The following is a 16,279-nucleotide window of genomic DNA, read 5'->3' as shown; positions in this document are numbered from 1 at the left end:
CCCTAGTTCATTTTACATTCGGTGGTGATATCTAACTTAGGATCACGTACCGAGCTGCTGACGCCGTAAAGCCCTAACAATGTATGAAACAAGTTGTCATGTGAGTACGAGCCATTTAATGCATGTTCGGCAACACATTCACGGTCAATTTCTTTAGCTTGTGTGTAGTCTTGTGGTAACCACATAAACCAAGGCACATGAGTTTGTTGGCTCGGCGCAATGCTGTAAGGCGTGCCGTGTAAATACATTCCACTTTCACCCAACGATTCACCATGGTCAGATAAATACACCAGCGCGACGTTATATTTGTCTTGATACTGCTTAAGTACATTAATCGTTTCTGCCAACACAAAATCGGTATAGGCAATAGTATTGTCGTAAACATTAACAATCTCTTGGTCGCTACAGTTTTCAATGTCGCTGCGGCTACAAGCTGGCGTAAATAACGCCTTATCGGCTGGGTAACGCTGCCAATATGTTGGTCCGTGGCTACCAATAGTATGCAAAGCAATAAATTGATTCTCTAAACCTTTACCCGACAGCGCACTGGCTTGGCTGTCTTGTTGTAGTTTTTGGCTAAGTTTTTCAACTAAAATCTCGTCATAACAACTTAAACCATCACATAATGGATTTGGCTCGCTCGGCGAAATATCAATCTTATTAATGCGGGCTCCTACGTCTTTATCGCCGCCATCGTTTTCAAACCATGTCACGTTAACACCTGCAGCCTTAACTACATCAAGCACATTATTTCGTGCATCGGCAACTTCACGATTGTAATTATCATGAGTGAGGTTTGAGAACATACACGGTAATGAATGCGCTGTAGCCGTGCCACACGACGACACATTTTGTAAGGCAATCATGCCTAGGTTTTCTGTGTACGGGTTGGTATGACGTTGATAACCGTTATACGCCATATTTTCTGCACGGGCAGTTTCACCGACAACAAGCACCATAAGGGTCGGTTTGCCATTCGTGCTAGGGATTAACTGTGCATCTTGACCAATAGGGTCAAAGGTTAATTTTTCAGTAAAGTAACGGTTGTTTAGGTATTTAACCGTATTATAAATATGTGCAGGAATAATCATCTTATTCAGATAATTATTATTGCGCCCCACTGACGCATAGTCTTTGTAAAAAAACAGCACCATCAACCCGACTAACGCCATACTGATTATTGTAAAGCCAGCGCGACGAAGCACTATTTTGGCCAGTGACGGACCACTCGATAATTTGGTGCGGTATAACAAAATAGAAGGCAATACCCCGAGCACCAACACATAACCAATTGAATGTGAATTGATGTAAGAAAACGCTTCGCCAGAATTGGTTTCAAAAATATTTTCAATCATGCCGTAATCAAACATCACGTTGTACTGCAACATGGCATACATGGCCGCTGATGATGTCAGTAACAACACAATCATCACGGGTTTAAAAACAAATTTAAAAGCAAATAAGCTAAAAATAAGCATAAAAAAACTGCTTAATAACAATGCAGGTGACAAAGAAAACAGCACATGACCGTCTGCTGATAATTGATATATTTTACGGATTATCGGAAAATTTAATACCAAGCCAAAATAGACAGCGATAATGCAGGTCATCGCCTCGTAACTGATGCTCTTTGGGGTGATACTGGATAATGTTTTCGTTAGTAATTTCAATTTTGCCACTCGCAATAAACTCGACTGGCGCTGATATTCAACCAAAACACTTAAGATCTACTGAATAAAAACTGAATTATTGCTGCGGGGCTTTATTCAGTTTCAAAATATAAAAATTAGCTAAAAAAAAGCCCTCACACATCAGTGCAAAGGCTTTAGAATCAATATATTAGCTAAATGTGTTTTACCACGCGGTATAATGGGTTATTTCTTTATCTTGGCAAAGGCATCAGCAAACGCATTACCCATAGCCGCATTTTGTGGTGCTTTAACCGGTTTACTGGCTGGTTTATTATGACCAGAACTCTTGGTATTGGTTGACGATTTACCCGCAGCAGGCTTTTTCTGGTAACTATTTTGTGGCTTACCTTGCGACTGTCTGGTTGCTTTTTCGGTATCAATTTTTTCATCAAGACGCATGCTTAACGCAATACGACGACGCTCAATATCCACTTCCATCACTTTCACTTTAACCACATCACCGGCTTTAACCACTGTATGAGGGTCACTAACAAACTTGTCGGTTAATGATGAAATATGCACTAAACCATCTTGATGCACACCCACATCAACAAAGGCACCAAAGTTGGTCACGTTGGTGACCACACCTTCTAAAATCATCTCGACTTTAAGGTGCTTCAATTCTTCTATACCGTCTTTAAAAGTAGCCGTTTTAAACTCACCACGAGGGTCGCGTCCGGGCTTGTCTAGTTCGGCTAAAATATCATTAATGGTCGGTACGCCAAATGCGTCGGTAACAAAATCGGCAGCATTAATCTGTTTTAACAAATCGCTATTACCAATCAGTTCAGTTAATGGCAATTGCTTAGCACCAGCAATCGACTCAACTAGGCTGTACGCTTCTGGGTGAACAGATGACGAATCCAATGGATTATCACCATTACGGATGCGTAAAAACCCCGCAGCTTGCTCATAAGCTTTAGGCCCTAAACGAGCCACACTCAATAGCTGCTTACGATTGGTAAATTGACCATTCGCGTCACGAAAATCAACCACATTTTTAGCTAAGGTTTTGGTTAAACCAGCAACTTGAGCTAATAACGGCGCCGATGCCATATTTAAGTCAACACCTACGGCATTAACACAGTCTTCGACGACGGCATCGAGCGACTGCGATAACTGGCTCTGGCTTACATCATGCTGATACTGTCCTACGCCAATCGCTTTGGGTTCAATTTTTACTAGCTCTGCCAACGGATCTTGTAAGCGACGCGCAATTGATACCGCGCCACGAATTGACACATCAAGATTAGGAAACTCATTAGCGGCAAACTCAGAGGCCGAATATACCGATGCGCCCGCTTCACTCACAATCACTTTGGTCAGCGTCGGATGCGTTTCTTTTACGGCAGCGATTAACTCGCCAGTTAGCTTGTCGGTCTCACGCGAGCCAGTACCGTTACCAATCGCAATAATTTCAACTTTATGCATGGTCACTAAATTACTTAGGGTACGAATCGATTTGTCCCATAAGTTTTGTGGCGCATGCGGGAAAATAGTGGTGTGGGCCACCAGCTTACCGGTGTTATCAACAATCGCGACTTTCACGCCAGTACGGATACCAGGATCGAGTCCCATTGTCGCTTTAGCACCAGCAGGAGCCGCCATTAATAAATCGCCCAGGTTACGGGCAAACACTCTAATGGCTTCTTCTTCCGCGCTTTCACGCATCTTAGCGATAAACTCGGTTTCCATTTGCAAAGCAACTTTAATGCGCCAAGTCGAGGTCACTACCGTTTTCAACCATTCATCAACGCTAGAGTTAGTCAGTTCTAACTTAAAGTGATCGCTAATAATCACTTCACAATAACTGCCTTCTGTCGCTTGAGTATCGGGATCGGCGTTCATCGACAGGCTTAACATGCCTTCGTTACGGCCGCGCAACATGGCTAAAGCACGGTGAGATGGGATTTTACTCATCAGCTCATTATGCTCGAAATAGTCGCGGAATTTAGCGCCTTCTTTCTCTTTGCCTTTTACCATGCGGCTTTCAAGCACAGCTTGCTGTAATAAATGCTGGCGCACTTTACGCAGTAACTCTGCATCTTCAGCAAAGCGCTCCATTAAAATGTAACGCGCACCATCAAGCACTGCTTTAGTGTCGGTAAAACCTGCATCAGGATTAATAAACTCTGTTGCTTTGCTTTCTATATCTAATTGACGATTGGCTAATACTGCATCTACAAGCGGCTCAATACCCGCTTCGATGGCTATTTGGCCCTTGGTACGACGCTTTGGTTTGAATGGCAGATATAAATCTTCAAGACGGGTTTTACTGTCGGCGTCATTAATCGCTTGAGTTAACGCTGGGGTTAACTTGCCTTGCGCATCAATGCTCGACAATACCACTTGGCGGCGGTCGTGTAACTCACGTAAATAACCTAAACGAGAAAACAAGTTACGCAACTGAGTGTCATCTAAACCACCGGTAGCTTCTTTACGATAGCGCGCAATAAACGGCACGGTGGCGCCATCATCTAATAGCGCAATGGTCGCTGTGACCTGTTGTTCACGGACATTAAGTTCTTGAGCGATAATCTGGGCAATATTATGCATAATCAATCGAATTCGACATGGTTTAAAATAAAATTATGCCAAAGATACCATAAAGACCACCAGTTCGCTGCTAGTACGAAAGGCTTTATGATGTCTTTATAGATAATCGATAAAAAGAATGCATCATCGGGCATGAAGTGCTAAAACACAGATGATAATATTACGGCTTATATAAAACCTCACCGTTCTTCGACCACATTAAGAGTAAACCGCGTGAAAACTAAGTTAATCACTTTAGAAGGCTACAATAAGCTCAGAATTGAGCACGACTACTTGTGGAAAGAACAACGTCCTGAAGTCACTAAGATTGTCACTTGGGCGGCAGGTTTGGGTGATCGCTCCGAGAATGCTGATTACACTTTTAATAAGCGTTTATTAAGGCAAATTGACCGCCGAGTACGCTATTTACGCAAGCTGCTGCCCGAACTCAAAATTGTCTATTACGCACCAGAGCAAGAAGGCAAAGTGTTTTTTGGTGCCACGGTTGAAATTGAAAACGAAGCTGGTGACATTAAAACCTTTAAAATTGTCGGCCCAGAAGAAATTTACGACGAACGTAAAGACTACATATCCATCGACTCGCCCATGGCCCGCGCGTTACTCAAAAAACAAGTCGACGATGAAGCGGTAGTGAGCACACCTCAAGGCGATAAAACCTGGTACATCAATAAGATTAGTTACAAACTAGAGCAGAAATAACTTATCCAAGGAAAACGGAATCAAGGGCGTTAATTGCTATGGTTTTATTCCGTCAAAAAGAAGCATTGAACAGTTAAGCTTTACTGCTAGCACTGGGCATGGTGACTCCAACACCACAAAGATATTGTTTCCTTATAGGTTGAGCTTTGAAAGACCATGTTGACTCAAGAACCATCAATATTAGGAGCCATTTTGACTATAGCAAAATTGATTATGTGCGAGGTTGATGACGGTAAACAGGAGGCTTTTTCACAAAGTCAGAGTGCCTGGAGTCAGGTGTCGACGTGTAACGGTTTTGTAGGGCAAGCAGGTGGATGGGAAGCATCGTCAAGCACAGCCATTATTTTAGGTTTTTGGGAATCACAGTTTCACGTGAGTGAATTCATGAGCACAACCCACGATGAGATTTATTTAAATAATAAACAACAATCCACTTACCGTCATTGTTCAGTGAATTACTTCGAACTGATTTCAACTATACTTGGCTCAGAGATCGATTTTTCAGGTGCTGGAGTATTAAGAATCGCTTACTGCTCAAGAGTACTGGACATTGATAGGTTTAATCGAGATCAACAGCTGCTCTGGAACCCTCAACTGTCAACGCAACCTGGATTGCTAGGCGGTCACGTTTGGCGCCATATTGAACACCATGACTGTTACTTGGTGGTAACGCATTGGGAATCACCAGCAGCTCATGAAATATACGCAAACAATGTATTGCCAAAATTACGGAAGATAGCCCACACTTCGGAGTACATTGAACAACTATTAGGTAAGGTTGTTGTTCTCGATACAAAGTGGAACGTCACACCCTATAACGGTTGATCACCACAGATGATATTCCATCTAACCAGTTTAAACCGGCATAATCATATTGTAGTTTCCCCCAATAAAACATTATCAATTCCTGAAGGTTTGCTCACCCGTTTATGGGCGAAAGTGTATTTAAGATATGGCCTTCGGCCACTAATGTCGTGGCGCTTCGCCCACACCAGACCAAGAGAAAATCAACGGCTATTCCTTCTTGAAACTCCCAGTCGCTACATCAAATTTATTTGAATCACCTACAAACTGATGGCCAGTTTCACTCATTCACTACATTCTGGGATTAAGCAGTGTAAGTGAATAGCGAGGTTAAAATTTGCCCCAAGTATGCAGAACCGCCGTGCACCCAAGCTGACTTTGTAAGTGTTTTCGGGTGATCCAAAATTAACTTAACATTTGCCATACTGCTTCAAACTGTGCGCGGTACAATTACTTCGCTTGTTCATCAAAGCCGATAATTTAGGGGGCCATATTTACTTGGCAGGTGTTAATCTCTAGCAAGTGCATCAACCGGATTCAATTTAGCCGCATTCCGGGCTGGCAGATAACCAAACACAATACCGATTAAGGTCGAGCAGGCAAAAGCTGCCACTATTGACGTACTCGAATAGATCATCTGAAAACTGCTGCCTGTGTAGGTAAATATCATACCGATAAGATAAGCAAGTCCAATCCCCAATGCGCCACCACAAAAACACACCAATACAGCTTCAATCAAAAACTGACGCATAATATCGGTTTGCCTGGCACCAACGGCCATACGAATGCCTATTTCGCGCGTTCGCTCTGTTACTGATACCAGCATGATATTCATTACCCCAATCCCGCCCACTAACAAAGAGATAAACGCGATAGCTGATATCAGTAACGTCATGGTTTCAGATGTTTTTTCAATGCTTTTACGTATCGTATCTGTATTAATAGTGAAAAAATCAACTTTGCCGTGGCGCATAGTCAATAAGCTAATAATGCCTTGCTCTGCCACATCGCTTGATACATTGGCATCTATCCTTACGGTAATATCATTAACATAATTTTGTCTAAGAATACGTCCTGACACCGTGGTATACGGCAACCAAACATTCAGTTCATCACTGTTGTCGGACACACTTTCAATTGGCTTTGTTACGCCAATAACACGAACAGGAAGGCGGCCGAGAAAAATGACGCTACCTAATGCACTGCCATCAGAAAAAAGCGTTTGCTCAGTATTGGCATCAATGACGGCAACCTGTTCTAACGCGTCGATACTGTCATCGGCAAAATATTGTCCTTTGGCCAACGCATAACCGCGCACCCGAAAATACTCAGTACCCACGCCTTGAACTGAGCCTGTGACGGTTTCACTTGCATAACGTATGGCAACATTGGTCCTAACGGTTGGGGTAACGCTGTCCACATAGGGCAATATTTTAAGCGCATTGGCATCGTCTGCCGTGAGCGACTTAACCCGTTCAGAGCGGCGATCTCCTCGCCCTGTGCCTGGTTTTATTTCAATGGTATTGGTGCCCATTGAGGCAATATTATCCAAAATAGATTGCTGCGAACCGGCACCTAACGCAACCACGGACACCACTGAAGCAATGCCAATAATAATGCCGAGCATCGTCAGAAACGTACGCAAACGATGATTGGACATGGCAATTAACGCCATTTTTAACGCTTCAAGGTATCGCGACCAGTTTATCTTCATACTTGCTTGGGAAGATTGTCTGTCTGCGATTAACGAGCTCGTTTCTGCTGGGATACGTTTTTGGGTATCGGCAATGATTTCGCCGTCTTTTAGCTCGATGACGCGATCGGCAAATTCGGCAATATGTGGGTCGTGTGTCACCAAAATAATCGTGTGGCCGTCGCGATGCAGTTCTTGAATGAGTTTCATCATTTCTTCGCCGCTACTGCTATCTAAAGCACCGGTGGGTTCATCGGCCAGAATAATATCGCCACCATTGATTAAAGCTCTGGCCACACTGACACGTTGTTGTTGGCCGCCACTTAGCTGACCTGGTTTATGATCTAAACGATCGCTCAACCCCAGACGAGTCAGTAATTTTTTAGCTTTTTCGTGTCGGGTTTGCGGCCCCTCATTGGCATACAATGCCGGTACTTCCACATTACCAAGCGCAGTTAAATCTCCCAAAAGATGATAGCGCTGAAAGATAAACCCAAAATATTCACGTCGCAGGGCGGCCAATTCATTGTCATCCATACTGGATGTGTCCTGACCATTAATGAAATAACTGCCTGTATTGGGTTTATCCAGACAGCCAAGGATGTTCATTAATGTAGATTTACCGGAACCAGACGCGCCGATAATGGCAATCAATTCACCACGACAGATTTGCAGGTTAATGTTGTTAAGTACCGTCAGCTCCTGCTCTCCGGCGGTAAAAGAACGACTAACACCTTTAATATTTAACAGAACGTCAGCCATGGGTTATAACCTCATCTCTTTGCCAAGACCTGGTGTACGTTGTCCAAGCTTATTGCCTGTAGCTAAACCGGTCATCGAAACTGCGCTGTCTTTAGCTGAAGATTGACTAAGCATGATTTGATCACCTTCGTTAAGCCCAGAGAGGATTTGAGCGTAGATTTTATTGTTAATGCCCACTTCAACATCGCGGTATTCAATGTGGTTGTTTATGATCACTGGCACTTGATACGAAGTACTCGAACCTAATTTGGTGACCAATACCTGTGATGGGACCAGCAAGGTATCTTGCGCATTGGCTAAAATAATCGATACCTGCGCTGTCATGCCAAAGCGCAATAGGTTGTCAGGGTTTTCAACATCAAACAGAGCGTTGTAGTAAATCGCTTCATCATCGCCAATCATCAATGAGCTGTCGTCGCCGCTAAGCAAAGTTGGCCCTGGTTCAATGGTGCGTAATACACCACGGTACTTTTTCGCTGTCGCGCCCAAAATACTGAAATACACGTCTTGCCCAGCACTCACATTGATAATGTCAGCTTCAGATACTTGCGCTTTAATCGTCATTACGTCTAATTGCGCCAGCTCAATAATACTGGGGGTGCCTTGATTGTTATTAACGGTTTGCCCCTCTTCGACCGACACATAAATCACGGTGCCATCAATAGGTGAACGAATAGTTGTGTAACCTAAATTGAGCTTGGCGTTATCGACACTGATGATTGCTTTGTCTTTTTCAGCACTGAGTTCATCAAGCTCAGCCAGATAAACTGCCAATATCGATTCTGCCGAGTCAAAATCTGATACCGACGCAGCGCCATTAACCAGCATCTTTTTATTACGAGCATATTCAGACTGTGCAACTTTTATTTGAGCCTGCTTTGCCCGATATTGCGCATCAATACTTTGCAGTGATGCTTGGGCTTCTTTAAGGGCATTTTGTTGAGTTAAGTTATCGATTTGAGCAATCAAGTCGCCCTGTTTTATATTTTGGCCAACGTTCACGTCCATTGTTTCGATTAACCCCGATACTTGAGCACCGACACTGACTAATTTAGACGGATAAAGCACGCCATTGGTCAGTACTACTTTTTCGATGTTGCCGCGTTTAACCACATCGGAGGTAAAGATAGGTTGATCTTGTTGTGCTTGAGTGTACTTGTAGCCTACAACGGCAACGATTGCGCCAAGAGTAAGAAGCAGCAAGGTGTTTTTAATGTTCTTTTTCATGTGGATCTCTTAATGTCTTTTTAGTGACGGATCTGCGCTAACAATCTTGTAATAACGGATTTGCGTTTACTTACTATCAATAACAGCAGAAGTCGTATTCAAAGTGGGTTTACACAATGGCAATGTTGACAGCGGATCCATGCTGTCATTATGTGGCGGTGCTTGTTCCGGATGAGCTTCTTGCGGATGAGCTTGTGGTGAATGAGCCCGTTGCGGCGTTTGACAGTGTCGCTCAAAACTCACAGTCAAAGAGTCTGAGTCCAGTATGAAGCCTTGCATGCTTTGTCGAAGCATTATTGCAGACACAGGGGCTGACACAGAGGCTGACACTGGGGCAGACGAATCGATATCTAAAAATTTGGATAGCGCATACAGATGAAAAGTATACACTTTGTGACCAGGCCCTTTAGAGCATGGCGGTGCATACTCGTTACGATCATTCACCGTATTACTGCCAAATGAACCAACAGATTGATTTTCTTTACTGCCAGAACCAATACCAGAAGCTTGCGCCGGAATATTGTACACAGTCCAATACCACTTGAGTTCTTCAGGCTGGTTTAGTTTAGGTGCCTTAGTGTCACCTTGAGGTGGAGTGCCTTTGTTATTGTCAGTCGAGTCAGCCTTTGATGCGTTCTTTTCGTTGCCTGTGACATTGTTTGTGAAATGAGGATTAGGCATGTGGTCCATTATCATCACCAATGATTGGGTTCCGTCTGGTACTCCGCGCCAACTTAATGGTGGTGAAATGCCTTCTCCCTCACAGGTAAATTCAACTGGCAATGTCCCCTTATCGGAAAATGTAGGACTGGTGAGTTCAATTGACGGCTTGGCATTAACGGCGGTTGCACTGAGCAACGTCAAAGATAAAATGGCGCCAATAATGTGGGTATTCATGGCCTAATCTCCAATACACTTAAGTTAACGATTAATGAGTTAACTTAAGTGTATCGATTAGGCTTCGCTGATGGATGACAATGTTGTCATTTAACGATGGGTAACAACAGCCGCATCGTCACAACCTCAATATCACTGGGCTCAAGCGTAAGATCGCCACCATGCGCGCGAGCGATTTCTCTGGCTAAACTTAACCCTAAACCACTGCCGGATATGCCTTGGGTATGAGCAGGCTCTCCGCGGTAAAAACGATCAAACAGTTTGACCCTGACCTCGTGAGATATCGGCAGACAAAAATTGCTAATAACCACTTCTATAGCAGACTCGTGTTGGCGAGCGTGGATAGTGACACCTTTGTGATGAAGGCTATAACGCATTACGTTTACGAGCAGATTATTTAACAGCTGCTTCAGCAACACAATATCGCCTTTAGTGATTAACCCTTTTTCAATAACACAATCAAGCTCCAGTTCATCTGACAGCAAGGTCATATCGGCAATCAACTCATCGACCAATTCAGTGATATTTATCGGTTCAAAATGCAACGCCATAGAGCCAGAATCCGCCTGTGATAGCAGCAACAATTTACGGGTAATAGCCGACAAATGCCCTACTTCATCAAGAATGGCATTGAGATCCAATAGCGATGGGTTTTCAGACAACACAGCTTGTTCAAGCTTGCCTCTTAGCACTGTGAGTGGTGTTTTTAGCTCATGGGCTGCATCAGCCGTAAAACGAGAAACTTGTTGAAAACTGTCCTCTAGGCGATCGAGCATCATATTGTATGCATCAATCAACATTTTGAATTCTTTGTCTTCTTTATGCTCAGGCAAGCGATGGCTAAGATCTTTTTGGGTCACCTTATCCATGGCTTTATGTAATCTGTTTATTGGTTTAATGGTATTGGTCGAGATAATCCATGCGCCTAGAATACTGAGCAGTAATGAAAAAGGAATAACCACACCCAACGCGGTCAGCAAGGTATTCGTTAACTGATTTGTGGTGGCTGCAATATCCACAGCGATAAAACTTTGTTGGTTTGAGGTTTGAAATAAGCTGGCTCGCCATCGGTTTTGCTGATGTTCAAAAAAGGCCAGCTGACAAACCGCGTCGGCTTTATTGTTGTGAGGTAATGTGAGTGATTCAGCGCGTAGCCAATTTAAGCGACTTATCACGCCTTGTACGTCTACACCGTCTGGCGCGGTTAAAAAACCTTGCTCAGCAGAACCGACAGACAGCATTAATTGGCTAGGTGAATTGACTCGTAACTTGTCCGCTAAATCAGTCATTAACCGATTACCCGAAAGGGGTGTATCGTCTGAATCTCTTATATTCATTGCAGAATTATTGACATCATGCAATGTACGTTTGCGTATTAAGCGTTTTGCTTCCATACAAAGGCGAGAATCGAGGTGAGTCAATTCAACGCTCATAATACGCGACCAACTTAAGCTGATAACCAACGTAAGCACAGCGGTTACCGTTAAAATTGATATGGCAAAAATACGAGTACGAAAATGCATATTAACACCTTATCGAATGCTTAAGCGATAACCTGTGCCGCGGACAGACTCAATGGCGCCGACCATTTTTCCGGCCTTCTCTAAAGAAGCCATCTTACTGCGGATACGTTTAATGCACACATCGACAACATTGGTACAAGGATCAAAGTCGTATCCCCAAACATGCTCCAACAACTGCCCCCGGGTTAACACTTGGTTGGGTGAACGCATTAAATGTTCAAGCAGGCTAAATTCTCGACTAGTAAGTTCGACCGATTGTCCCTGACAATTAAGGCTGCGATTAATACAATCAAGTTGCAATGCACCTACTTCGACAACATGCTGTTGTGTGCCGCCATGGCGTCGTAATAAGGCTTGAATGCGAGCATGCAACTCTTCAACATAAAATGGTTTAGCTAAGTAATCATCTGCGCCCATGTCTAACCCTTGAACGCGGTCACCCAATTCATTACGTGCCGTAAGCAGAATAATGGGTGTATCGACACCTTGTTTGCGCAGCGAACGAAGAATATCCAAGCCATCTCTGCCCGGAAGCATAATGTCGAGAATAATCACATCATAAGTATTGTTGCTTGCCGCCTGATAACCTTGAATACCATCGGCACAATGAGTGACATCGAAATTTTTGGCGCACAAACCTTCACAGATAAAATCTGCAATTTTTTGTTCATCTTCGACAAGCAATACTTTCATTGAGTTTTATCCTTGGGAAACACTTAAAAGTATCTCACCTGACGCATCGCACTCGCAACCTATATGACAACATTGTCATTTAACAGATTAAGACTGGCCATACAGGATAAAATTTCAACAACCTAATGAGAGCGGAGTAGATAAACAGCATTGATGTTCGAAGGGTGATTCAATTTTATCTAGCATGCTAATTAGATATTAAAGGTATTGACCGAAGGAGGCGGTTACACATCCTGATGATGTTGACCATTGATTAGTGTAGTATTTTTAAACTAAAAGCATGATATCTAAATGCTCCTCACTAATATTGAAAGGTCATTCTTAGAGATTAAACATGTTTAATTTTCAACCATTATGCTGACTCGAATTGATCTACATCTAATTTTATTGCTCTACGTCCTTGTAAACTGATCATTCAATCGTTATCTGGAAGGCTATAAAAAGGTCTTCCTTATCTATTATCAAAAAGGAGTCAGATATGTCATTACAAGGAAAAGTCGCGCTAGTCACTGGCGCAGCTCAGGGCATAGGACGTGCCATTGCACTTCGTTTAGCAAAAGATGGAGCAGATGTTGCCATCGTTGATCTAAACGAAGAAAAAATGCTCGCTGTATCTCTTGAGGTCGAAGCCCTAGGTCGAAAATCAACTACTTTTAAAGCTGACATTAGCGACCGAAAACAAGTTTATGCCGCTATAGACCATGTAGAAAAAGCCTTAGGTGGATTCGATATTATGGTGAATAACGCAGGTATTGCGCAAGTTCAAGCCATAGCAGATATTACTCAAGAAGAAATGGATAAAATCCAAAAGATCAACGTAGACGGAACCCTTTGGGGTATTCAAGCCGCGGCAAAGAAATTCATCGAACGCAAGCAAAAAGGCAAAATTATCAGTGCATCTTCCATTGCGGGCCATAACGGATTTGCTTTACTGGGCGCATATTCGGCGACTAAATTTGCAGTGCGTGCGTTAACTCAGGCTGCAGCACAGGAATATGCTAGCGCAGGTATTACAGTCAATGCTTATTGCCCTGGTGTGGTCGGAACCGATATGTGGGTCGAGATTGATAAACGCTTTTCTGAAATTACTGGGGCCCCAATAGGTGAAACCTATAATAAATACGTGAAAGGCATTGCCCTTGGTCGTGCGCAAACGCCTGTAGATGTCGCCAACTTTGTTTCATATTTAGCGGGTCCAGACTCTGATTATATGACAGGTCAAGCACCGATGATCGATGGCGGTATGGTTTACCGTTAATAATAACCAAATGGTCCCGAAATGCAGGATTGTGTATTTTGATCTGTCTTGGGTATATGGTTTAAAAATTGTGGGCTCATATTGAGAGTAACAACATAGCCTGCAGTTTTTAGCTCTGTGATTAACAACCATGTGAACATAGGCTGGACTCTAATCAGTACCCATCTTAGGTGAGCATGTCTATTGCTAGTCAAGTTGCACACTAGGGCTTTAATTTCCTGCTTAATATTCTTTATTTTTTACTGTTAAACTTAATGTCCATTGTTCTCGAAAGTCTTTCTGAATACGTGAATGGATAAAAAGAGTTATCGCCATCGCTATAAAACCGCCAAGACTTGCCAGGGCCATATCTTTATGTGCATCCCAAACATCTCCCTGTGTGCCTAAATATGCCATTCCTAGCTCGCCACCAAATGCCTCAGCGGCGCCCCACTCAATCAATTCATATAGCATCGATGTTGCCATAATAAGATTTAAAGGCGTTAAATAACTCCAAAAGCCTTTCAAACCAGCAATCCGACAATACAAATCTCTAACAGGATATGCCAATAAAAGACCGTATGCCAAATGAATCAATCTATCAAAATTGTTCCTGGTCCAGCCCATATATTCATTAAGGCTAAAGTTAAAGTACGACGTTAAAAATGCATCATAGGGAACATTGGAATAAGTATAATATGAACCTATTTCATGCAAGCTCATAAAGGCAAATATCAAACTATAAGAGAGTCGCGATAATGGGCATTTCTTATACGTAAAAAAAATGAACATGGCAGATAAGACAACGAGTACATTTTCAAGCGCCCAATCGGCTCGATCATAAGGCGATATAGAAATAACTAGGAATTCAATACCAAAGATGACTGACAGAATGAGAAAGTATCGTTTATGTTCCATAATATTTTTAGCCATTGTGAATTAACGGTAATCTTACTAGGGAGTCAAAAGTCTGCTGTAGATCCCTCACCCATACCCTTTGGGACTCAACGCCGTGCAATCTCTCACTAACGCGAGGGCTACTGAAAAATAATAAACTCATTCTTTTAAATGCTGCATGTAAAATAACGGATTTTGCTTATATTGATGGATTGATCAACCCATCAATAGGCTAAAAGACTTAATATTGCCAGCCATTTTTAATGCTCATTAACTTAACCTCTTTCAATCAACATTACGATAGGCTTTTTATGACAGGCCAATATAGTAATTCCAACTCAGCAGAAAAATTTGATATCAATCAATTAAAAATAAAGTAGTTAGCTTTAAATATTAGTCGTTAAGCGCACAACCAGCGCTGGCAGTTTGATGACCTTGTCGTCTTTTTCGTTCGAGATGTTCACAATATTCAGTTAATGCAGCTAACGCCCCTACTGCGCTTTAAATAATGAGTGTTTTGCTAGGTTGGGTGAAATGTTTTATCGGCTTGTAAGGTCTTTGTAGGTCTTAACGAATACATGGAAATACAATGAACTTAAAACACATAAACAATGCACTTACTTTTTTGCTCTTACTGAGCTTTTTACTGCTTGGGGTTTCGTTTGCTTTAGGTGCAAATCCTAACGCATTAACCGCTACTTTTAGTTTCTATGGGCTTGATACGTTAATAGGTGTAAACACATTAGGCTTGTTAACGGGCTCAACTATGCTCGCACTGGTCGCAACAACCTTAGCTGCGCATTTAAAATTAATAAAGCCTACAGCGGCACTCGTGTTAGCAATAATAATTAGCATAGTGCCATTGCTAACATTATTTGCTAGTAACCGCTGGATGGAGCAATTAGGCGGTTTTCCGATAATAGGTAGTGGGCAAGGTATTATTAAGTACTTTTCTATATTGCCTATTTACTTGTTTTTATTCTGTAAAAGTAAACTTAGCGACAAACAGCACGTACTTTTAAACTTTATTCCTGTTGCTATGGTTTTACTATGGATTGGCGGCATGAAGTTTTATGAATTTGAAGCAAAAGCTATTGTAGGCCTTGTTGAAACCTCGCCATTTATGTCATGGTTGTATGCTTTATTTAGTGTGCGAGGCGCTTCAAACGTAATAGGTGGGTTTGATGTTTTATTCGCTGTGTTATTAGGTTTTGGACTGTTTTTAAATAATAAGAAGCTAATTATTGTAAGTAGCCTAGCGTGTTTAAGCGTGTTTTTAATGACCCAAACATTTTTACTATCTGCACCAAATGCATTTAGTTCAAATACTTTATTAGAGCGTTTAGGTCAGTTTGTAATTAAAGATCTATGGTACATAGGCAATTTAATTGTTATTGCGACTTTAATGATATTTAAACCGGCTAAGTAACTATATGCCCTTATGATCAGTAGCAACCGACACAAAACGTAATGCATCATGCTTCGATTTACGCTTAAACAGGACTGAAAGTATTATGTTTTCCAGCATATTGGTTGATTCGGGATGCAAATAGATACAATGATCAAACAGTAAAAAAATAGACCCATGTTGTTAAACATG

12 protein-coding genes and 2 pseudogenes are annotated in these 16,279 nt (G+C 42.3%); 4 read left to right on the top strand and 10 right to left on the bottom strand.

What is annotated here, in order from left to right:
* Positions 1-2: 2 nt before the first annotated feature.
* Positions 3-1,670, bottom strand: coding sequence for a phosphoethanolamine transferase (locus AAEY97_RS03270; RefSeq protein WP_350996563.1), 1,668 nt, complete (start codon positions 1,668-1,670; stop codon positions 3-5).
* Between the two features lie 204 nt (positions 1,671-1,874).
* Positions 1,875-4,247 (bottom strand): Tex family protein, encoded by a 2,373-nt coding sequence (locus tag AAEY97_RS03265; protein WP_101084866.1) that lies wholly within the window; start codon positions 4,245-4,247, stop codon positions 1,875-1,877.
* 213 nt (positions 4,248-4,460) lie between these two features.
* Between AAEY97_RS03265 and greB the strand changes: the two genes are divergently transcribed.
* Positions 4,461-4,946, top strand: coding sequence for a transcription elongation factor GreB (gene greB / locus AAEY97_RS03260; protein WP_206780908.1), 486 nt, complete (start codon positions 4,461-4,463; stop codon positions 4,944-4,946).
* Between the two features lie 192 nt (positions 4,947-5,138).
* Entirely contained in the window at positions 5,139-5,771 is a 633-nt protein-coding gene (locus AAEY97_RS03255; RefSeq protein ID WP_350996558.1) for a DUF4937 domain-containing protein, read from the top strand.
* Positions 5,772-6,049: 278 nt separating this feature from the next.
* Here the strand turns inward: AAEY97_RS03255 and AAEY97_RS03250 are convergent.
* From AAEY97_RS03250 to AAEY97_RS03225, 6 genes and pseudogenes are all read right to left on the bottom strand, one after another.
* A pseudogene (locus AAEY97_RS03250) lies at positions 6,050-6,200 on the bottom strand (transposase); the annotation flags it as partial.
* A 58-nt stretch (positions 6,201-6,258) separates the two neighbouring features.
* Positions 6,259-8,205 carry a MacB family efflux pump subunit gene (locus AAEY97_RS03245; RefSeq protein WP_350996555.1) on the bottom strand — a complete coding sequence of 649 codons (1,947 nt, stop codon included), beginning with the start codon at positions 8,203-8,205 and terminating at the stop codon, positions 6,259-6,261.
* A 3-nt stretch (positions 8,206-8,208) separates the two neighbouring features.
* Positions 8,209-9,432: an efflux RND transporter periplasmic adaptor subunit gene (locus tag AAEY97_RS03240; RefSeq protein ID WP_101084862.1), complete on the bottom strand. Its 1,224-nt coding sequence runs from the start codon at positions 9,430-9,432 to the stop codon at positions 8,209-8,211.
* A gap of 66 nt (positions 9,433-9,498) precedes the next feature.
* Entirely contained in the window at positions 9,499-10,329 is an 831-nt protein-coding gene (locus AAEY97_RS03235) for a YbhB/YbcL family Raf kinase inhibitor-like protein (protein WP_350996552.1), read from the bottom strand.
* 86 nt (positions 10,330-10,415) lie between these two features.
* Positions 10,416-11,852, bottom strand: a complete 1,437-nt coding sequence (locus tag AAEY97_RS03230) for an ATP-binding protein (protein WP_350996549.1) — start codon at positions 11,850-11,852, stop codon at positions 10,416-10,418.
* Between the two features lie 9 nt (positions 11,853-11,861).
* Positions 11,862-12,545 carry a response regulator transcription factor gene (locus tag AAEY97_RS03225; protein ID WP_350996546.1) on the bottom strand — a complete coding sequence of 228 codons (684 nt, stop codon included), beginning with the start codon at positions 12,543-12,545 and terminating at the stop codon, positions 11,862-11,864.
* 478 nt (positions 12,546-13,023) lie between these two features.
* On the opposite strand from AAEY97_RS03225, the gene AAEY97_RS03220 reads away from it, so the two are divergent.
* The gene (locus AAEY97_RS03220) at positions 13,024-13,803 is read left to right on the top strand and encodes an acetoin reductase (protein ID WP_350996544.1); all 780 of its coding nucleotides are present in this window, start codon (positions 13,024-13,026) and stop codon (positions 13,801-13,803) included.
* A gap of 222 nt (positions 13,804-14,025) precedes the next feature.
* Here AAEY97_RS03220 and AAEY97_RS03215 read toward each other — a convergent pair whose 3' ends face one another.
* Positions 14,026-14,700: a DUF2238 domain-containing protein gene (locus AAEY97_RS03215; RefSeq protein ID WP_254439849.1), complete on the bottom strand. Its 675-nt coding sequence runs from the start codon at positions 14,698-14,700 to the stop codon at positions 14,026-14,028.
* Between the two features lie 379 nt (positions 14,701-15,079).
* Positions 15,080-15,174 (bottom strand): annotated as a pseudogene (locus AAEY97_RS21585) (transposase); the annotation flags it as partial.
* Between the two features lie 94 nt (positions 15,175-15,268).
* Between AAEY97_RS21585 and AAEY97_RS03210 the strand changes: the two are divergent.
* Entirely contained in the window at positions 15,269-16,108 is an 840-nt protein-coding gene (locus AAEY97_RS03210) for a DUF417 family protein (RefSeq protein WP_123884487.1), read from the top strand.
* The last annotated feature ends 171 nt before the right edge of the window (positions 16,109-16,279 follow it).

The sequence above is a fragment of the Shewanella sp. TB7-MNA-CIBAN-0143 genome (assembly GCF_040310065.1).
Lineage (GTDB): Bacteria > Pseudomonadota > Gammaproteobacteria > Enterobacterales > Shewanellaceae > Shewanella.
This window is presented reverse-complemented; position numbering and strand designations above follow the sequence as displayed.